Consider the following 19,955-nt stretch of genomic DNA (forward strand, 5'->3'; position numbering starts at 1 on the left):
CCGGAAGCTAAGACCCACAGCGCCGATGGTACTGCACCCGGGAGGGTGTGGGAGAGTAGGTCACCGCCGGAACATCATTACATGGTCGAGGCCCCAACCACAGGTTGGGGCCTCCCACATTTAACACGCACCACCAACACCAACACCGGCGCCGCCCAGCCACTGACCGGACCCGCCAGCAAACCGGCGCCCCGAAAGGAAACCGGGACCGTAACGGCAAAGGGTTACTCCGTAAGCGGAAATATGCGCCTTGAATCGGTGATTAACCTCAAAAAGTCGCGGAAACACGCGGAATTTGCGGACCGGAACCGCCCAAGCTGGTAAGTTTTCGGACAGTGGCTTGTGCGCATGCCGCGTGCAGGCTCCAGAAACAGAACCGTCCAGGAGGACATCAATGGCTAAGAACCGTAGTGAACTTGTTGCAGAGGTAGCAGGCAAGGCCGGCACCAGCCAGGCTGCCGTCAACTCCGTCCTCGATGCACTGTTCGAGGTTTTCGAGACTTCTGTCGCCGCGGGCGAGAAGATCACCATCCCGGGCTGGCTCGCAGTCGAGCGCACCGACCGTGCAGCACGCACCGGCCGCAACCCGCAGACCGGCGAGACCATCCAGATCGCAGCAGGCCACAGCGTCAAGCTGACCGCCGGCTCCAAGCTGAAGGCTGCAGTCTCCAAGAAGTAGCGTTCGTCCCGGCCCGGCATGATGCGGCTGGGCGAGGAGCGGCAACCCCGTGGGTTGCCGCTCCTCGGCGTTTAAGGCGGATTCGCCGCCCGGGCAGGCGTAGCGGACAATGGAATGGTGTCTTCTGCCGCAAAACCACGTTCCACCCCGCCCCAGTCCGGTCCCGGCAAGGGAGCAGCGGTCCGGGACGCCGGAACCCGCGGGATCCCCGTTCCCTGGCAGCTCGCAGGCCTGGCAGCACTCTTCCTGGGCCTCGCAGCAGCACTGATCTTTTCCGGCGCCGCAGCAGCCCGCAGCGTGGCTGATCCGGGCGCCCTGGTCCGCTGGGGTCTGCCCGTCAGCAAAGCCATCCACAACGTGTCCTTGGCGACCGTCATCGGCGGCCTGGTCTTCGCCGTCGGCATTCTTCCCCAAAGCCTGAACGGACGGAGCCATTCGGCACGCGGCCGGGAAACAACGAAGGACAACGCCGGGCCCGAGCATCCCGCCTTCACCCGGGCACTCGCCGTGGCCGCCGTCGCCGGCGCGGTGTGGACCCTGTCCGCCATCGCCGTCCTGGTGCTCACGTACGCCGACGTGGCGGGGCAGGGGCTCTCCGGCGATCCCGCCTTCACCCAGGCCCTGGTCTACTTCATGACCGACATCGAAACAGGCCAGGCATGGCTCGCCGTCACCATCATCGCCGCAGTGGTCACCACGGCGCTGTTCGGCGTGAGGTCCCTAGGCGGCCTGGCCCTTACCCTCGTGCTTGCCCTGATCGGCCTGGTGCCCGCGGCCCTGATCGGACACTCCTCAAGCTCGTCGGACCACGAAGGCGCCATCAACTCGCTGGGCCTGCACCTGGTGGGCGTGAGCACCTGGGTGGGCGGCATCATCATCCTCGCCCTGCTCTCCGGGATCCTCACCGGCCCCAAAGCCGGGGCAACAACCGATATAACCGAACCCACCCTGCGCCGGTTCTCCGCCCTGGCCGGCTTCGCCTTCGTCCTGGTCTTTGCCTCGGGCGTCATCAACGCCAGCATCCGCGTCACCAGCTGGTCCGACCTCGTTGGGTCCGCCTATGGCCAGCTGATCCTGGCCAAGACCGCCGCGGCGGTGGTGCTGGGTGGCATCGGCTTCATGCACCGGCAGTGGGTCATCCCGCAGCTTGGGCGCAAGGGCTCCACCATGTCCTCGCGCCGGGTCCTCTGGCAGCTGGTACTGGCCGAGCTGCTGATCATGGGCGCCACCTCCGGCATCGCCGTGGCACTGGGCCGCTCAGCCCCGCCACAGCCCACGGAACTGGCACCCAACGCATCTCCCGCCTTCATCCTCAGCGGCTACGAGCTGCCCCCGGAACTCACCCCTGAGCGGTGGTTCACCGAGTGGCGACTGGACTGGATTTGGGTCGGGGTGGCCCTCTTCGGCCTCGTCACCTATTTCATGGGCGTGGCCAAGGCCCGCCGGCGCGGCGACTCGTGGCAGTGGTTCAGGTCGCTGAACTGGATCATCGGCCTGGTGGTGCTGACCTACATCACGTCAGGGCCGCCGTCGGTCTATGGACGCGTCCTGTTCTCCGCGCACATGGTGGACCATATGGCCTTGACCATGGTGGCGCCGATCTTCCTGGTGCTGGGCGCCCCGGTGACCCTCGCGCTGCGGGCGCTGCCGGCGCGTGGCGACGGTTCGCGCGGTGTTCGCGAATGGATCCTGGTCTTCGTGCATTCGAAGTTCTCCCAGTTGGTCACGCATCCGATCTTTGCCGCGGCCAACTTTGCGGGATCGATCGTGCTCTTCTACTACTCCGACCTGTTCGGCTTCGCAATGCGGGACCACGTGGGCCACGAGCTGATGAACCTGCACTTCCTGCTCACCGGCTACATCTTCGTGCTCAGCATGATCGGCACCGACCCGCTGCCGCGCCGCGCGCCGTACCCCATGCGGCTGCTGCTGCTCCTGGCCACCATGGGCTTCCACGCCTTCTTCGGGGTTTCCATCATGGGCGGGACCGGTCTCCTGGCCGCCGACTACTTTGGCAACCTTGGCCGGGCCTGGGGACCGTCCGCCCTCGCCGACCAGCAGGCCGGCGGCGCCGTGGCCTGGGGCATCGGCGAGGTGCCAACGCTGCTGGTGGCGATCGGCGTCGCCACTATGTGGTCCAGGTCGGACCAACGGGAAACCAAACGGGTGGACCGCGCCGCAGACAGGAATAACGACGCCGATCTGGCCGCTTACAACGATATGTTTGCCAAATTGGCCGAACGCGACGCCAAGCTGGCTGAACGCAACAAGCTGGAAGGACGCTGATGAGCGAAACCGTACGCACGCATGCCCGGGTCCGGGCCTCCGAACTCGTGGGCCGCAACTGGTTGAACACCGGTGGCAAGAGCCTCGACCTCGAAGCCCTGCGCGGCAAGATCGTCCTGCTCGACTTCTGGACCTTTTGCTGCATCAACTGCCTGCATGTCCTGGACGAACTGCGCCCGCTGGAAGAGCAGTACTCGGACGTGCTGGTCACCGTGGGCGTCCACTCGCCCAAGTTCGAGCACGAGGCCGATCCCGTGGCGCTGGCCGCCGCCGTGGAGCGCTACGAGATCCACCACCCGGTGCTGGACGATCCCGAGCTGGACACCTGGAAGGCCTACACCGCCCGCGCCTGGCCTACCCTGGTGGTCATCGACCCCGAGGGCTACATCGTGGCGCACCTTTCCGGCGAGGGCCACGCGGACGGACTGGCTGTCCTGATCCCCGAGCTCATCGCCGAACACGAGGCCAAGGGCACCCTGCACCGAGGCTCCGGACCCTACGTGGCACCCGAGGCAACCTCCGGCACCCTGCGTTTCCCCGGCAAGGCACTCTTCCTGCCGGCAGGGCGCGGTTCCACGGCTGCAACGGCCGACGGCGGCACACCCGCAGGTGCAGCGGCTTCCGTTGCTGCGGAGAAGGGTTCCTGGCTGGTCACCGACACCGGCCACCACCGCCTGGTGGAACTCGGCACCGACTTCGAAACAGTCCTGGCCACCTTCGGCTCGGGCACCAAGGGCTACGCTGACGGACCCGCCGCGGGGGACACCGCCAGCGCTCAGTTCAACGAACCGCAGGGCCTGGTCCTGCTGCCGGAGGATGTGGCAGCCAAGGCGGGCTACGACGTCGTGATTGCCGACTCGGTCAACCACCGCCTGCGTGGACTGTCCCTCACGGACGGCAAGGCCTCCACCCTGGCCGGCAACGGCATCCAGCGCCTGCTGGAAACCGGCCCGGCGCGTGTGGACGAGGACGGCGCCGGCTTCAGCGGCTCCCTGGGCACTGACCCGTTGGATGTGGCGCTGAGCTCGCCGTGGGATGTGGTGTGGTCGCGCAAACTTAATGCGGTGGTGGTGGCCATGGCCGGCACGCACCAGATTTTCAGCTTCGATCCCGTCACCGGCGCCGTCTCGATCATCGCCGGCAACGGCCTGGAAGGGCTCCTCGACGGTCCCGCCCACGAGTCCTGGTTCGCCCAGTCCTCCGGCCTGGCCGAGGATGCGGACGGCAACATCTGGGTGGCGGATTCCGAAACCTCGGCGCTCCGCAAGCTGGTCATTGCCGACGATGCGTCCATCACCGTGGAGTCCGCGGTGGGCAAGGGCCTGTTCGACTTCGGCTTCCGCGACGGTCCTGCCGCCGAGGCCCGGCTGCAGCATCCGCTCGGTGTAACCGTCCTGCCCGACGGCTCCGTGGCCATCGCGGACACCTACAACGGAGCCGTGCGCCGCTACGACCCCGCGACCGGTACGGTGTCCACGCTGGCCCGTGGCCTGGCTGAGCCCTCCGACGTGATCGTGGACCATACGCAGTCCGCCGGCTCGGAGCCCCTGCTGGTGGTGGTGGAAGCGAACAAGCACCAGCTGGTGTACGTGCCCATTCCCAAGGAAGCGCAGCAGGTGGATGAGGGTGCATCCCAGACCCACCGGCCCAAGAGTCCCGTTGCGCCCGGCACGCTGGACCTGACCGTCCGCTTTACCGCCCCCACCGGGCAGAAGCTCGATGAACGGTGGGGCGATCCCACGCAGCTGAAGATCTCCTCCACCCCGCCTGAGCTGCTGGTGTCCGGCGGCGGGACATCCGTGGGGCTGCTGCGCACGCTGGAGCTGTCCCCGGACGTTCCCGAGGGCGTGCTGCACATTACCGCCCGGGCCGCGGCCTGCGATGGCCCCGAAACGGAGGACGGCGAGATCCCTGACCACGCCGCGTGCCACCTGTACCAGCAGGACTGGGGCATCCCGGTGGTCCTCCAGGCCGACGGCGACACCGAACTGGTCCTGGACCTGCGCGGAATGGACTGACCGCGTTTACTCCCTGCTGAACTGGCCCGGTTTTCACGCTTTCCAAGCCTGAGGACCGGGCCAGTTCTGTTACGGCCCCCGCCAAAGCTGGGCCAGTTTTCGCTGCCTCTTGTCCACATAGTGCTTCTGATGCCTGCCCAGAGACGCGGGGGACAGACATCGTGGCGTGATGGACCCAACGGAAATCCTCACATCAGCGGGAGGAGTGCTGCTGCGGCGTGACGTGGCAGCCGCCGGGGCAACGGAGACGGACATCCGCCGCGCCATCCGCGCTGGGCACGTGGTGCGGCTGGAGCGTGGGCTGCTGGCCGTTTCGGGTGCTGACCCGGAACTGGTGGACGCAGGACTTGCCCGGAGCCTCCTGACCTGCGCATCTGCCGCACGGCATTACGGACTCTGGCAGCTCCAACCCGCTGCCCGGCCGCACTACTGGCAAAGCAACGGAAGACGTACCGCCAGCTGCGTCAGCCACCGCCTTCCCCTGACACAGCGGCCCTGCCACCGAACCCTTGCGGCACTTCCTGACGTCCTGCTTCACGCCTTGCTCTGCCTGCCTGAACTTGAGTCGTTGGTGATGGTGGAGTGCGCCTACAACAGAGGGGACATCGAGCTGTCCTTCCTGTTGCGCCACTTGAATGGCAACCGGTGCGGCAGGGCACGGATGGTTGTCTCCAAGGTGGAACACGGCGCAGACTCCCTCCTGGAGACCGTGGCCCGGGTTCTGTTCAGGGATGCCGGCATCGCCACCGAGACCCAGGTATGGATTAACGGGGTGGGCCGGGTGGACTTCCTGCTGGAGGGGTTCCTTATTGTCGAAATCGACGGGCTGGCCTTCCACCTTGAACCCCGGCAGTTCAAAAAGGACCGCCGCAGGGACAACATGGCTGTCCGTCAGGGACTGCCTGTACTCAGGTTCTTCTATGACGACGTGGTGTACGCCCCGGAAACTGTCCTCGCGCAGGTCCGGGAGGTCCTGGCACGGGGGTCACTCCGATGGCCGCTGCCAAACCAGCCCAGTTTTCGGCGCGAGTGGGTCTGAAACGGTGCAGAACAGGGCAGGCGCGGCTCCAAAACTGGGCCAGTGGTCCGGGGAAGCGGCGCGGCCTAGAAGCTCAGCATCGGGGTGACCTTGACCGTGCCGCCGGAGACGTCCAGCCGGGTGGTGAAGCTGAAGTCCACCTCTTCGTCCAGCGGGTACCAGGCCCCGGTGAACGCGTTCTGCTGGAGGGCTTCCACCTTGGCTTTGCCGTCCAGCGGTGCCACCACCCACCGGCCGTCGAACGGCTCCACCGAGACATTCGGGTACTTGGTCACGGTCCACCGGATGCTGCCGTCCTGCACCCTGTTGTTGCTGGCGTAGTAGAACGGGCAGTCCGGCTGGAGCTTCTGTTCCTTCACTGCCTGCGCCGCGCAGCCGTCCAGGAACTCCCGGACCTTGGCGGCGATATCGCTCTTCAGCTTGTCGGTGGCCTGGGTGAGCAGGTTGAGGGGTGCCACGGGGGCGTCCTTGGCCGTCACTGTCGCCCGCGTGGCCGGGGCCGAGAAGTACTGCCCGTCGAGGGACGCTTCGTACTCGCCGGGGTAGAACACGGCAAAGGAGTTGCGGCCGTTGGGCATGTTCACCGGAACTCCGTTGACCTCGGCCTCGCTGCCGTTGACCACGGTGATGTCAACGGTGGGCAGCCGGGACGGAACGAAGGCCCAGGTGTTGAAGAAGATCCATTCGGTGCCGGTCTTCTGCAGCAGGAATTCGGTGTGCAACCGGCTGCCGTCGATCGTGTACTCCAGCGGCACCATGACCTGGTTGTTCGGACGCTCTTCCGGGTCCCCGATGGTCACGTTGGCCAGGCGGGACGCGGCCGTCTGCAGGCCGGGGCCATCCAGCATGGCGGCGTTGCTGGGCGGGACCGCGGCGCGCAGGATGCCCAGCGCGCGGCCGCCGTCGCCGCTCTTCAGCGCGTCCAGGTACTCCCTGACGGGCTGCTGAGGACTGGCCACGGTGTTATTGACGACATTGATGGCCACGATGGCTCCGGCGACGGCAAGCATGAGGCCCAGCAGCCATCCGGCCGCAATCCTCACCAACGCTTGACTCATCTGCACGTTCCTTACAGTAACGGCAGTGCGGACGCACACTAAAGTTGGCGTCCCCCCTAATCTGCCCCGCCGCTCCTGCGTGAAGCACGACGGCGGCAGCCGGGGACCACAGCAAGAGGAGCCTGGGCGGAGGGCCGGGACAGCCGGGGCGGCGGCCTCAACTGCCGAACCCGGGTGGAATGATCAGCGGCGACGCCGCCGCGACGACGTCCCGAAGACACCCCGGAGCAGCTCGCGCCCAAGCTGGGTGCCCATGGAGCGGGCCATGCTCTTGAGCCCGCCGCCCAAGGCGCCGCCCAGTACTCCACCGAGGTCGCCCGTCATGCCGCCAGCCTGGGGCTGGGGCTCGGCCTGGCGGGACCGTGGCGCACGCGGAGCCTTGGGCCGCGACTTGGGGGCCCGCGGCCCGCCGGACGGGGGTTCGTCGTACCCAGCTTCGGGATATGCCGGTTCGGGGTACTGCGGTTCCGGATCCAGCGGCGCCGGGACAGAGGCTTGCGGGGGCCTGCTGCTGGGCCGGCCCAGGATCTCCTCCTCGATCCGCCGGGCCTCCGCGTCAACGTCGTAGCCGGCAGGAGCGGCGGGCGCGGGCGAAGGCCCGGGGGCCGCCGGACCGGTGGGGGCCGCGGCCTTGCCGGAGAGCTTCTCGTACGCGGAGGGGTTGTCCACGGCGGTTCCGTACTTGCCGAGCAGGGCGGAGCCGGCCACCGTGCTGCGGACCAGGGCTTCGTCGCTGGGGCCCATGAGGGACTCGGGCGCACGCAGCCGGGTCAGGGCCACCGGCGTGGGCGCACCCTTTTCGTTCATGACAGTGATGACGGCCTCACCGATGCCGGCAGAGGTGAGCGTCTCTTCGAGGTCGTAATCGCTGACCGGGAACGTGGACACCGTGGCCTTCAGCGCCTTGGCGTCCTCGGGGGTGAAGGCGCGCAGGGCGTGCTGCACGCGGTTGGCCAGCTGGCCCAGGACATCGGCGGGAACGTCCTTGGGGGTTTGCGTGACGAAGAAGATGCCCACGCCCTTGGACCGGATGAGGCGCACGGTGGTGGTGATGGCCTCCAGGAAGGCCTTGGACGCGCCGTTGAACAGCAGGTGGGCTTCGTCCAGGAAGAACACCAGCTTGGGCTTGTCCAGGTCGCCGGCTTCCGGGAGGTCCTCGAACAGGTCCGCCAGCAGCCACATCAGGAAGGTGGAGAACAGCATCGGCTTGGTCTGCAGGGTGGGCAGCTCAAGGCAGGTGACCACGCCGCGGCCGTCGGGGGCGGTGCGCAGCAGCTCGGCGGTGTCGAACTCCGGCTCGCCAAAGAACTTCTCCAGCCCCTGTGCCTCCAGGGTCACTATCTCCCGCAGGATCACACCGGCGGTGGCCTTGGACAGGCCGCCGAGTTCCTCGAGCTGGTCCTTGCCTTCGTCCGAGGTGAGGAACTGGATGACGGCGCGGAGGTCCTTGAGGTCGATCAGCTCCAGGCCGTTTTTGTCCGCGAAGTAGAACACCAGCTGCAGGCTCGATTCCTGCGTGTCGTTGAGCTCCATGATGCGCGAGAGCAGGATGGGCCCGAATGACGTCACCGTGGCGCGCACCGGCACACCGTTGCCGTCGCCGCCCAGCGCGAGGAATTCCACGGGGAACGTCTTCCCCTGCCACGCCTGGCCAATGCTGTCCGTGCGCGCCTTGAGTTTGTCGCTGCCGACGGCGGCAGTCGCCAGGCCGGAGAGGTCGCCTTTGATGTCGGCCAGGAAGACGGGGACGCCGGCGGTGGACAGCTGCTCGGCCATCATGTGCAGCGTGACGGTCTTGCCGGTGCCGGTGGCGCCGGCCACCAGGCCGTGCCGGTTCATCATGGCCAGCGGCAGCCGCACGGGGGCGTCCTTGTGGAGCTCACCGTCGATGATGGCGGCCCCCAGCTCGATGGTGGGGCCTTCCAGCGTGTAGCCCTTCTGGATGGTGGCAAGCTTCTCTGCTGTGGTTTTTGAGGCCATGGCGCCAGCATAGCGGTGGGTTTGCCCGGATGGGGCGATGCCCGGCCGGAACGGGAGTCAGTCCCGCAGCGGCCTAAGGAAGGTCCTTGGTGAAGGCCAGCGGTCCGATGGTCTCCGGATCGGCGTCGAGATCGAACCGGGCCTGGTAGCCGCTGTTCAGGTAGAGGTGCCTGGCCTCAGGCTGCCGCGGCCCGGTGGTGAGGTACAGCCGGGTGTACCCGCGGGCGGCGGCCAGGGCTTCCAGTTCGGCCAGGACCAGCCGGCCTAGTCCCCGACGGCGGTGGGCGGAGTGCGTCCAGATCCGCTTCAGTTCGGCGGTGGTGTCGTCATAGCGGCGGAACGCGCCGCCCGCGATCGACGCACCATCCTCCTGGATGATCAGCAGGGCGCCGTGCGGTTCCTCGAACTCCGCCGCGGGATAGCGGTTCAGTTCCTCCGCGGCAGCGGAGCGTCCGAACAGGTCCCCGTAGCGGGTGTCATATTCGACGGCGAGTTCGTCCAGGAGCGGCCGGACACGCGGATCGTGCATGGGCAGGGCTAGGACCGTGAGGCGGGCGGGATCGAGGGGGCTGGGCTTGACGTGGTGGGGCTTGAGGCCGGGTGCTGCGGTCACTGGTCATTCCATGTCATTGGTCAGTTCTTTCCGGCGGCGGCTGGTTCTGGTGTAATTCTTGCCCCTGCAGACGGGGCAGGGGGAGCCTGGCCGTGCAAATCCCTGGCAACGCCAAGGAGGGTCCGGGCCAGGGCGTCGTTTTCCCGGAACGGTGCGGCGTTGGTGTTGGGCCTGGCGAACGCTCCGGCACCCCAGCCGGACGTTCCGGGACCGACGCCGAAGAGGGTGGGCCGGGGATTCCCGTCCGCCCCCACCAGCTGGTGCCGGGCCGAGACCAGCAGCTTCCCGGTGGAGTGGATGCCGTCGGCGGTCAGGAGCTGCTGCTCACTGCCCAGCCCGCTGCTGTAAAGCGAGGCGAGCACGGGATTGAGGCTGCGGGCCACCGAGGTGGAGGGCAGCCGCGCCTCGATCAGCGCGGTGGCGGAAACCGAAACACCGGACTGCGGAGACGTGGCCAGGAAAGTCCCGGTGGCTTCGTCCGTGGACACCTGCAGGCCCGGGCCCAGGAACTGCAGCAGTCCCGCCCGGTGCAGTGCGAGCATCTGGCGGAGCCGGTGAGGCGGCGGACCGGAGTCCACGAAACTGAAGAAGCCGTGCCACCAGCCGTGGATGACCTGCTGCGACCGGGCGTTCAGCCGCTCCGGCGGGACCACCCGCCCCACTTCCATGTAGATGTGCAGCAGGGCCAGGAACAGGGCCAGGGTTTCCGGGTGGTCCGGGCTGTCCCGCAACCGCAGGTCATCCCCGATGTAGGCAGTAACAGCCTCCTGCACGTCTCCGTGGCCGGCAAAGTGGACACCATCGAAGGGCCGGTCCAGCCGTTCGAGGTCAAGGTGCAGGGCGGGGTCCGGGACGGCGGCGGCAACCAGGCCGGCGCGGCCGGGGCTGTACCAGTCCAGCCCCGCGTAGCGGGCCGCGAACTCGTCCCAGTCCATGGCGGCCCGTTCGGGGCTGCCGGTAAGGATTTCGCGGTAGTAGTAGTGCCCGGCTTCCTTGGCAATAAGCGGCCACAGGTGCTGGTGGAAGTCCAGCTCGCCGTGCTGCTCCAGCAGGGCCTGCACCGCCGCATCGGTGAAGAACTGCAGCGGCCCCGGCGCCTGCCCGCGCAGGGACGCTGAAATCTTCGAGTGGTATGGAATGCCCCGCCGCGACCCGGCCCACAGCCGTGGTTCCCGTCCGGACGGAAGGTAGCGCAGCCCGCCGTCGGGCGTTTCCTGGAACCTGCCGCCGCGGCCCTCCATGAGGAGGACCAGCAGGTCAACGAACGCCAGGCCCATCCCGGCGACGATCACGTCCTGGCCGGGGGCGATGGCGGAGTAGTCGACGTCGGTGGTGTAGCTGGGTGCCGCGTGGTAGCCGCCGTGGCGGGCAGCAAAGCCCGAAAAGCGGGCGGAGGCGGCGTCCGGGTGGGAATCCGTGTGCCCCAGCGCAGCCACCACGATGTCCGCGTGCAGGGTGCGGCCGTTGGCCAGCCCAACCGCGTGGCCGCCGTCCGCCAGTTCCGTAATGCCCACTGCCGTGGTGCGGTGGACCGTCACGCTGCGGCCAAGCGACCTCGCAGCGCGGCGGAAGAACCATTCGAGGTACTGGCTCTGCAGCCGGCGGGTGGGAAAGGTGGCGCCGGTCAGGGACCGCAGCTGGTCCCACAGCTGCCGGGGAAAGTCCGGAACGTCGATGATGGACCCGTCCAGGACGCCCGCGGCCCATTCGGCGAGCCCGGGACCGGCCGCGGCAGGACCTTCGCAGTCCACGGAACCATCGGTGAACATGGTGATGTCCGCCGCCATGGAGTTCAGCAGGAGGCCGGGATCCTGGTCGTACCGCCAGATGCGGCCCGACCCCGGGACGTGCGGTTCCACCACGTGGATCTGCAGCGGCCCGGCAAACACCTCCGGCCGGTTGGCCACGATCCGTTCCAGCACGCCCGCCGTGCGCGGTCCGCCGCCTATGAAGACGATGGCCGGGATGGTGGCTGGCATGGGAACTCCTGACGGGCGTTTGGTCTGCAGGGACGGCGCGGAAGCGGCCGCCGGAGTGCCCATGCTAGGCAGCGGCCGCGACGCCGGTCGAGCGCCTGGTCACGGCCGTTAACGCCGCGTCACGCCAGGTTAAAGGACGCAAAAAACCGACTCATGACGCCGTGCGAAGCCCCGTGAAGTATTGCAACCCGGCGCCTTGCTGGCCCGTTCCGGCCGGTCCTAGATTTGCAGCCAGCAACCGGCCGAAAGGGCACGGACCTGGGGCAACGGCCTGCAGGACCAGGGCCACGGCCCGACAACGACGAGCAAGAGAAGTGAGGTGGCGCATGAGTTCAGCAACCAGGGTGGCGCAGTCACGGCAGCCGCAACCGGTACAAGTTCAGGCGCAGCCGGAAGAGCCCGCCGTACCGCCGGCCGGACCCGGCGCTTCGGCGCGGATCCCCGCCGACTATTCCTCCTACCGGGTGGTGGCGGCCAAGCATCCGTGGCGCTGGGTGGGCACCGCCGTCGTCGCACTCGGCGTCCTTGCCGTGGCCTGGTCGCTGGCCACCAACCCCCGCTGGGAGTGGGGCGTGGTGGCCCAGTGGTTCACCGCCCAGTCCGTGGTCAAGGGGTTGGTGGAAACCCTGAAGCTGACCGCGATTTCCGGCATCCTCGGGTTCGTGCTCGGCTTCATCCTGGCCCTGATGCGGCTCTCCGCGTCGCCGCTGCTGGTCTCGGTGTCCTGGACGTTCTCCTGGGTCTTCCGGTCCACGCCGCTGCTGGTGCAGATGCTCCTTTGGTACAACCTGGGCTACCTGTACGAGAAGATCAGCCTGGGAATCCCGTTCACCGATGTCCGGTTCTTCGAGGTGCAGACCACAACACTGATCAGCCAGTTCGCGGCAGCAGTGCTGGGCCTCACCCTGAACCAGGCCGCCTATTCGGCCGAGATCATCCGGGGTGGCATCCTTTCCGTTGACCAGGGGCAGCTGGAGGCAGCGGCGGCGCTGGGCATCCCGGCGTGGCGCCGCTCCACCCGGATTGTGCTGCCGCAGGCGATGCGCGCCATCCTGCCCACCGCGTTCAACGAGATCATCGGCCTGGTCAAGGGCACCTCGATCGTCTACGTGCTGGCCTACTCGGAGCTGTTCTACACCGTGCAGGTCATCTACAACCGCACCCAGCAGGTCCTGCCGCTGCTGCTGGTGGCAACGCTCTGGTACATCGTGGTCACCTCGGTGCTGAGCGTCTTCCAGTACTACATCGAGCGGCACTACTCCAAGGGCGCGGTGCGGAACCTGCCGTTGACGCCCCTGCAGAAGGCCCGCAAATTCTTCGCCACCCATGCGGCAGTCCCCACCCGGAGGAACATCTAATGACTGCAACACTTACCGCCGCCACCCGCGGCCTGGTGGAAATCACCGGCGTCCGTAAATCCTTCGGCGCAACGGAAGTCCTCAAAGGCGTCAGCCTCACGGTGGAACCCGGGGGAGTGGCCGTGATCGTGGGCCCCTCCGGATCCGGCAAGTCCACCCTGCTGCGCACCATCAACCACCTGGAAAAGGTGGATGGCGGCCACATCGCCATCGACGGCAAGCTGGTGGGCTACGAGGTCCGCGGCGACCGCCTGCACGAGCTGCGCGAAAAGGAGATCCTGAAGCAGCGCACCGAAATCGGCATGGTGTTCCAGAACTTCAACCTGTTCCCGCACCTCACGGCGCTGGAGAACGTGGCCGAAGCCCCGGTGGTAGCGCACCAGCCCGGCAAGGCGCGCCGCTCCAAGGAGGAGGCCCGCCGCCGCGGCCTGGAACTCCTGGACCGGGTGGGGCTCAAGGACCGTGCCGGCGCCTACCCCCGCCAGCTCTCCGGCGGCCAGCAGCAGCGCGTGGCGATCGCCCGCGCCCTGGCCCTGGACCCCAAGATCCTGCTGTTCGACGAGCCGACGTCCGCGCTGGACCCGGAGCTGGTCAACGAAGTGCTGGACGTGATACGTGAACTCGCCACGTCCGGCACCACGCTGATCATCGTGACCCACGAGATGGGCTTCGCCCGCGACGTGGCGGACACCGTGGTGTTCATGGACCAGGGCCAGATCGTGGAACAGGGCACCCCGCAGCAGATCTTCAGCAACCCGCAGGAACCCCGCACCCGGAGCTTCTTCTCCAAGGTGCTCGAACCGGCCTTCAACATCTAAAGGACCACCCATGGCTTTCCCAACCCGCGGCCCCGGCCGCAGCCCCGCACTCCCGGTGCTTCCCGCCGTCGTCCTTCTTGGCACGGCACTCTTCGGCTCCGCCGCGCTCGCCGGCTGCGCCGATCCCGGCGCGTCCGCCGCAGGCAACCCCAGCGGGGCAGCGCAGACGACGGCGGCCCGCAACGGCGTGGTGTACAACACCTCCCCGGACCAGCAGCGGATCCGGGCGGAAAAGGACGCGGCGCTCGCCGCCAAGGTCCCCGCCCTGATCAGCAAGGACGGCAAGCTGACCGTCGCCACCACTGCCGGCTCCATTCCGTTGTCCTTCCATGCCACGGACGACAAGACGCCCATCGGCTCGGAGTTGGACATCGCCCAGCTGGTGGCGGACAAGCTGGGCCTGGAGCTGGATGTCCAGGTCACGTCCTGGGAGAACTGGCCGCTGAAGACCCAGTCCGGCGACTTCGAGGCCGTGTTCTCCAACGTGGGCGTGAACAAGGACCGGGTGAAGCTGTTCGACTTCGCCAGCTACCGGGCCGCGTACATGGGGTTCGAGGCCAAGAAGTCGTCCAGTTATGAGATCAAGGGTGCGGACGACATCTCCGGCCTGAAGGTGTCCGTGGGGTCCGGCACCAACCAGGAAAAGATCCTGCTGGCCTGGAACAAGGAACTGGAGGCCAAGGGCAAGGCGCCGGCCACGCTGCAGTATTACTCATCCGACGCCGACACCATCCTGGCGCTGTCCTCCGGCCGGACGGACCTGAATATCGCTCCGTACCCGTCCACCGTGTACCGGGAAAACACCCGTGACGACCTGAAAGTGGTGGGCAAGGTCAACGCCGGCTGGCCGTCCGAGACCCTGGTGGCCGCCACCACGCTGCGCGGCAACGGGCTGGCACCGGTGATCTCCGAGGCGCTGAACGAGGTCATCCAGGACGGCTCCTACGGGAAGGTCCTGGATCGCTGGGGCCTGTCCGAGGAAGCCCTGCCGGAATCCAAAACCATCACAGCGGAAAACTTCGCGGCCACCCAGGCCACCCCCTCGGCCACGCCGTCCGGAAAGGCATCATGAACGCCGTACACACCGAAACCGCCCTCGAATCCTTCGACGCCGACTGGCAGGAATGGCATGCCGCCCACGAACGGCAGCGCGCCCACCCGCACGGTTTCCTGGCGGTGACGCACCTGCACTGGCTGGGCAGCGACCCCGCCCAGCTGGATGGCGCGCCGGGCACCTGGAGCGTGGAGGCCGACGTCGTCCGCGTCGTTTTGGCGGCGGGTGAAAGCCTGCAGCGGGACGGCAGGGAGTTGAACACCGCCGCCGGGGCCACGCTCGAATTTGGCCCCATCGAGGAGCGCGGGGGCATCAACCTGGTCTCCGGCGAGACCGTCATTGAACTGGCCAAGCGGGGCGGCGAGTACATCGTGCGGCCGCGGCACCCGGCGAATACGCTGCTCCGGAACTACCAGGGAACACCCGCCTACACGCCGGACGCGGCTTACGCAGTCCGCGGAACCTTCGTGCCGTTCGAGGCGCCGCGGCCCACAGCGGTGGGTGCCGCCGTCGAAGGCATCCAGCATGTGTATGAGGCACCGGGCGAGATCCGCTTCACACTGGCCGGCCAGGACCTGGCGCTGACCGCGTTCAACGGCCATGCCCCGGGCTCGCTGTCCGTGCTGTTCACGGACCGGACCTCCGGCAGGACCACCTACGCGGCCAACCGGTCGCTCTCCGTTGTCCCGGCAGCGGACGGATCCGTGCTGCTGGACTTCAACCGTGCCGTGAACCTGCCGTGCGCCTACACCGACCTGGCAACCTGCCCGCTGCCCCCGGCGGAAAACCGGCTGCGCGTGGCCATCGAAGCCGGCGAGAAGATTCCCTACGAACGTCAGGATGAGCAGTGAGTACTTTTGCAGGGCCGGGCTTCCTGGCCATCGAGCTTGACGGCGCCGGCTCGGACGGTATTTCCCGGGCCGTGCTGGCCGCCGAGTCCGCGGGCTTCCACGCCGCCACGTTCACCGATGCACCTGCTCCGGGCCGGGCCAACGCGCTCCAGCGGGCGGCCTTCGCGGGGCCGGTGACGCGCAGCATTGCGCTGGTCCCGGAGGTGGACACGGTTTACACGGAGCCGTTCCACATCTCCACCCAGCTGGCCAGCCTGGACTACGTGTCCGGCGGCCGGGCGGGATGGATCGTGACGGCGGCGGAATCGCCGGAGGCCGCTGCTGCGGTCGGGCGTTCCTCTGTTACCGGTGAGGCGCTGGGGCAGGAGGCTGCCGCATCCATCGAGGTTTCCCGGCGGCTGTGGGACTCGTGGGAGGACGAGGCCGTGATCCGCGATGTTGCCACCGGCCGGTACATCGACGTGGACAAGCTGCACTACGTCGATTTTGAAACGCCTGCCGGTTTTGCGGGCGCGGGCTGCTCAGTGAAGGGGCCGTCCATCATTCCGCGGCCGCTGCAGGGCCAGCTGCCCGTGCTGGCTCCTGCGTCCCTGCTGGGAGAGGTTCCGGTGGAGGCCGTGGAGGCCGTGTTGGTGTCCGCAACCACCGCGGAACTGTTGGCGGCCGAAGTCCGTGATGTGCGTGCCCGGGTGGGAGCAGGCGTTGCGGTGGTCGCCGAGCTCAATGTCGTGCTGGACGCGCGGGGGCAGGCTGCGGCGGCGCGCCATGCGTCGTTCGACGGCGGCCGGGCGGCGTACGCAGGCGCCGCAGCCGGTCTCACCGACTTCCTTGCGGACCTCCTGAAGGAGGCTGACGGCGTGCGGCTGCACCTGGCGTCGCTCTTTGTGGAGCTCGAGGAGCTGGGCAGGCTTGTGCTGCCGGAACTGCGGCGCCGCGGGGCACTCCGCCCGGTGGTGCAGGACGGCACCTTCCGCGACCTGCTGGGCCTGGACCGCCCGGCCAGCCGCTACACAACCGCCGCCGCCGCACCCGCCGGTGCCGGAAAGTAAGGGGAAAACCATGACACAGCACACCCGTGCTAAATCCGACGTCGTCGAGCCGGGCGTCTTCGTACCCAGCGGGCAGATCCAGTTCGGTGTCTTCTTCCAGGGCGTCAACTCCGGCACCATCTGGAAGGCGGCCGAATCCGGCTCGCAGACGGACTTCGAATCGTTCCGCCGGATTGCCCAGACCGCCGAGCGGGGGCTCTTCGCCGCATTCTTCCTGGGCGAGGGGCTGCGCCTGCGGGAGCACCTGGGCCGCCCGCACGCGCTGGATGTGGTGGGCCGGCCGGATGCGCAGACCATGCTCGCCGCCCTGGCCTCGGTCACCAGGAACATCGGCCTGGTGGCCACCCAGAACACCACGTACAACGACCCCGCGGACCTGGCGCACCGGCTCGCCTCGCTGGACCTGATCTCGGGCGGCCGGGCCGCGTGGAACATCGTGACCACGGACAACGCCTGGACCGGGGCGAACTTCCGCCGCGGCGGCTACCTGGACCACGCGGACCGCTACAGGCATGCGGAGGCCTTCGTGGAAACCGCCAAGCGGATCTGGGATTCCTGGGAGACGCCGGACGGTCCGGCCCGCCGGGTACTTCATCAGGGCCAGCACTACACGGTGGACGTGACGCCGCGGCTGCCGCGCAGCGCGCAATACCGGCCGGTGCTGTTCCAGGCCGGGGATTCGCCGGAGGGCCGCAACTTCGCCGCCCGGCAGGCGGACGTGATCTTCTCGGCCCACCCCAAATTCGACGACGCCGTGGAGTTCCGGAAGGACCTGGTGGAGCGGTCCGTGGCCGTCGGCCGCGGGGCCAACGCCGTGCAGATCATCCCGGCCAGCGAGTTCATCCTGGCTCCCACCGCCGCGGAGGCTGCCGAGAAGAAGGAGTGGGTGCGGAGCCTGCAGATCGGCCCGCAGCAGGCCGTCGCCTACCTGGAGCAGTTCTGGGGCCGCGAGCTCTCAGCCTACGACCCGGACGGCCCGCTGCCGGAGATCGATCCGGTGGTGGAGGAAACGTCCGAGACCCGCGGCAGCGGTTTCCACGGCGCCAAGGCCCGGCAGCTGGCGGACCAGTGGCGGGCGGAGGCCAAGGACAAGGGGCTGTCCATCCGGCAGTTCGTCACGTCGAAGACCGCGCGGATCGATGCCACCTTCACCGGCTCCTACACCGCCGTCGCTGACCAGCTGGCCGAGTACGCGCGGGTGGGCGCAGTGGACGGGTTCAACATTTCGCCGTGGCTGATCCCGACAGGCCTGGACGACATCGTGAACCACCTGGTGCCTGAGCTGCAGGAACGCGGCGTGTACCCCACGGAGTACCGGGGCAGCACGCTCCGCGAGCACCTGGGGCTGGAGGCGCCGGTGCGCTCCGCCGACCACGCTGCTGAGGCGGTTCGGGCCTGATGCGCTGGGCTGGTTTTGCCGGGAGGGCTGGTTTTGATGGAACGGCCGATTCCGCTGGAAGGCGCGACGACGGCGGCGGGGCGGGTGCCGCCGTCGACCCTTCCGGCGCGGCTGCGTCTGTTGTGGTTGCCTCATCCGGCACCGTCGGCCTGCAGCTGACGGTGTGGGAGCAGTGGCTTTAGGGCCTGCTGCCGCGCTGATGCCGGTCGGGCCGTGGGCCCCTAGTCGGTTTCCGGGCTTTGGCAGTAGAAGCAGGTGCCGGCGTCGCAGTCTTCTGCTGTTTCCTGTTCCGTTTGGCGCTCGCTCATTGCGGGTCCTTTCGGTGGGTTTGTGACGTAGTGGCCCTTGCAGGGGTTTGCCCGGGACCCCTGCTGGGATCCCGGGCAAACGCGGTGGTGGCCTGCCGGCTGGCTAGTGTGCCAGGGCGGGTTCGGCCAGCTGCACCTTTTCCGCCTCGGTGGGTACGAAGCCCGCCTGGAGCTCGGAGCGGAGCTTGCCCATGTCCAGCTCACCCTGCCACTTGGCGATGGCCACGCAGGAGACGATGTTGCAGACCGTGCTGGTGAGGGCGCGGGCCTCGCTCATGAAGCGGTCGATGCCAACGATCAGGGCCACACCGGCCACCGGCAGGGTGGGCATGACGGTCAGGGTCGCCACCAGGGCCACGAAACCACTTCCGGTGACACCGGCTGCGCCCTTGGAGGTCAGCAGCATCATGCCGAGCATCAGCAGGATCTGGCCCCAGCTGAGGTGGATGTCGCAGGCCTGGGCAATGAACATGGAGGCCAGGGTGAGGTAGATGGCGGTGCCGGTCAGGTTGAAGGAGTAGCCGGTGGGGACCACGAGTCCCACAACGCTGCGGTCGCAGCCGATCCGCTCGAGCTTGGACAGCAGGCGCGGCAGGACGGGTTCGCTGGAGGATGTGGCCAGGACGATCAGGAATTCGTCCTTGAAGTAGCGCAGGATCTGCCACAGGCTGAAGCCGGTCACTTTTGCCAGGATGCCCAGGCCAACCACCACGAAGACGATGCACGCTGCGTAGAAGGCAAGGATCAGCATGCCGAGGTTTCCGATGGAGTGGGCGCCGTACTTGCCCACGGTGAAGGCCATGGCCCCGAAGGCTCCCAGGGGAGCCACCTTCATGATGTAGCCGAACATGATGAAGAGCAGCTTGTTGAAGCTGTTGACCACATTCAGCGCCAGCTGGCCCGGTGCGCCCAGCTTGCTGAACGCGAAGCCGGACAGCAGGGCAATGACCAGGACGGGCAGGACTTCACCGTCGGCGAAGGCGCCAACGAACGTGGTGGGGATGATGCTCAGGATGAAGTCCACGGGGTTGCTGTTGGGCAGCTGCGTGGTGTACTTCTGGGCCACCGAGGAGTCCAGGTGGGTGGGGTCGATGTGCATGCCCGCACCGGGCTGGAACAGCATCACCGCGGCCAGGCCCAGCGCCAGGGCGAGTGCCGTCAGGGCGTAGAAGAGGCCCAGCGAGCGGATGAGGGTGGGACCCACCTTCCTGGTGTCCCGCAGGGAGGTGATGCCTCCCACGATGGTGCAGAACACGATGGGGGCGATCATGAACTTCACGAGTTTCACGAAGCCGTCGCCGATGGGCTTGAGGGACGAGCCGAGGTCCGGCCACAGCGCGCCCACGACGACGCCGAGGGCGACTCCGATGAGGACCTGGACATAGAGGTGTCCGAGGATGGATTTGATCTTCATTGAACAACTTCCTGCTTGGTGCGTGCCCTTGGTGACCGGGCAAAGATAGGGA

At 67.7% G+C, this 19,955-nt stretch carries 16 protein-coding genes and 1 rRNA gene; 12 read left to right on the forward strand and 5 right to left on the reverse strand.

The window, feature by feature from the left end:
- The 5 genes from rrf to PUN71_RS20980 form a co-directional block, all read left to right on the forward strand.
- Positions 1–72 (forward strand): 5S ribosomal RNA (gene rrf / locus PUN71_RS23230); the annotation flags it as partial.
- A 322-nt stretch (positions 73–394) separates the two neighbouring features.
- Entirely contained in the window at positions 395–679 is a 285-nt protein-coding gene (locus PUN71_RS20965) for an HU family DNA-binding protein (protein ID WP_011693739.1), read from the forward strand.
- 114 nt (positions 680–793) lie between these two features.
- Positions 794–2,965: a bifunctional copper resistance protein CopD/cytochrome c oxidase assembly protein gene (locus tag PUN71_RS20970; protein WP_277799957.1), complete on the forward strand. Its 2,172-nt coding sequence runs from the start codon at positions 794–796 to the stop codon at positions 2,963–2,965.
- On the forward strand, positions 2,965–4,983 hold the full coding sequence (locus PUN71_RS20975) for an NHL domain-containing thioredoxin family protein (RefSeq protein WP_277799958.1): 2,019 nt from the start codon (positions 2,965–2,967) through the stop codon (positions 4,981–4,983). The genes PUN71_RS20970 and PUN71_RS20975 overlap by 1 nt, the downstream gene beginning before the upstream one ends.
- A 169-nt stretch (positions 4,984–5,152) precedes the next feature.
- Positions 5,153–6,022 (forward strand): DUF559 domain-containing protein, encoded by an 870-nt coding sequence (locus tag PUN71_RS20980; protein WP_277799959.1) that lies wholly within the window; start codon positions 5,153–5,155, stop codon positions 6,020–6,022.
- 65 nt (positions 6,023–6,087) lie between these two features.
- On the opposite strand, the gene PUN71_RS20985 is transcribed toward PUN71_RS20980, so the two are convergent.
- The 4 genes from PUN71_RS20985 to PUN71_RS21000 form a co-directional block, all read right to left on the reverse strand.
- Positions 6,088–7,080 carry a hypothetical protein gene (locus tag PUN71_RS20985; protein ID WP_277799960.1) on the reverse strand — a complete coding sequence of 331 codons (993 nt, stop codon included), beginning with the start codon at positions 7,078–7,080 and terminating at the stop codon, positions 6,088–6,090.
- 183 nt (positions 7,081–7,263) lie between these two features.
- Entirely contained in the window at positions 7,264–9,060 is a 1,797-nt protein-coding gene (locus PUN71_RS20990; protein WP_277799961.1) for a helicase HerA-like domain-containing protein, read from the reverse strand.
- 73 nt (positions 9,061–9,133) lie between these two features.
- Positions 9,134–9,589 carry a GNAT family N-acetyltransferase gene (locus tag PUN71_RS20995; protein WP_277799991.1) on the reverse strand — a complete coding sequence of 152 codons (456 nt, stop codon included), beginning with the start codon at positions 9,587–9,589 and terminating at the stop codon, positions 9,134–9,136.
- A gap of 104 nt (positions 9,590–9,693) precedes the next feature.
- Positions 9,694–11,652, reverse strand: coding sequence for an FAD/NAD(P)-binding protein (locus tag PUN71_RS21000; RefSeq protein WP_277799962.1), 1,959 nt, complete (start codon positions 11,650–11,652; stop codon positions 9,694–9,696).
- A 326-nt stretch (positions 11,653–11,978) separates the two neighbouring features.
- On the opposite strand from PUN71_RS21000, the gene PUN71_RS21005 reads away from it, so the two are divergent.
- From PUN71_RS21005 to PUN71_RS21035, 7 genes are read left to right on the forward strand one after another with little or no spacing between them, the layout of a single operon-like run.
- Positions 11,979–13,010: an amino acid ABC transporter permease gene (locus PUN71_RS21005; RefSeq protein ID WP_277799963.1), complete on the forward strand. Its 1,032-nt coding sequence runs from the start codon at positions 11,979–11,981 to the stop codon at positions 13,008–13,010.
- Complete coding sequence (locus tag PUN71_RS21010) at positions 13,010–13,828, forward strand: amino acid ABC transporter ATP-binding protein (RefSeq protein WP_277799964.1); 819 nt, start codon at positions 13,010–13,012, stop codon at positions 13,826–13,828. The genes PUN71_RS21005 and PUN71_RS21010 overlap by 1 nt, the downstream gene beginning before the upstream one ends.
- Positions 13,829–13,838: 10 nt before the next feature.
- Positions 13,839–14,900 carry an ABC transporter substrate-binding protein gene (locus PUN71_RS21015; RefSeq protein WP_277799965.1) on the forward strand — a complete coding sequence of 354 codons (1,062 nt, stop codon included), beginning with the start codon at positions 13,839–13,841 and terminating at the stop codon, positions 14,898–14,900.
- Positions 14,897–15,733 (forward strand): DUF1684 domain-containing protein, encoded by an 837-nt coding sequence (locus tag PUN71_RS21020; protein WP_277799966.1) that lies wholly within the window; start codon positions 14,897–14,899, stop codon positions 15,731–15,733. The genes PUN71_RS21015 and PUN71_RS21020 overlap by 4 nt, the downstream gene beginning before the upstream one ends.
- On the forward strand, positions 15,730–16,782 hold the full coding sequence (locus tag PUN71_RS21025; protein WP_277799967.1) for an LLM class flavin-dependent oxidoreductase: 1,053 nt from the start codon (positions 15,730–15,732) through the stop codon (positions 16,780–16,782). The genes PUN71_RS21020 and PUN71_RS21025 overlap by 4 nt, the downstream gene beginning before the upstream one ends.
- A 10-nt stretch (positions 16,783–16,792) precedes the next feature.
- On the forward strand, positions 16,793–18,181 hold the full coding sequence (locus PUN71_RS21030) for an NtaA/DmoA family FMN-dependent monooxygenase (RefSeq protein ID WP_277799968.1): 1,389 nt from the start codon (positions 16,793–16,795) through the stop codon (positions 18,179–18,181).
- Positions 18,181–18,363, forward strand: coding sequence for a hypothetical protein (locus PUN71_RS21035; RefSeq protein WP_277799969.1), 183 nt, complete (start codon positions 18,181–18,183; stop codon positions 18,361–18,363). Before PUN71_RS21030 ends, PUN71_RS21035 begins: the two co-directional genes overlap by 1 nt.
- 229 nt (positions 18,364–18,592) lie before the next feature.
- On the opposite strand, the gene dctA is transcribed toward PUN71_RS21035, so the two are convergent.
- On the reverse strand, positions 18,593–19,903 hold the full coding sequence (gene dctA / locus PUN71_RS21040; protein ID WP_277799970.1) for a C4-dicarboxylate transporter DctA: 1,311 nt from the start codon (positions 19,901–19,903) through the stop codon (positions 18,593–18,595).
- Positions 19,904–19,955: the final 52 nt, after the last annotated feature.

The sequence above is a fragment of the Arthrobacter sp. NQ7 genome, from assembly GCF_029581595.2.
In the GTDB taxonomy this organism is placed as follows: domain Bacteria; phylum Actinomycetota; class Actinomycetes; order Actinomycetales; family Micrococcaceae; genus Arthrobacter; species Arthrobacter phenanthrenivorans_B.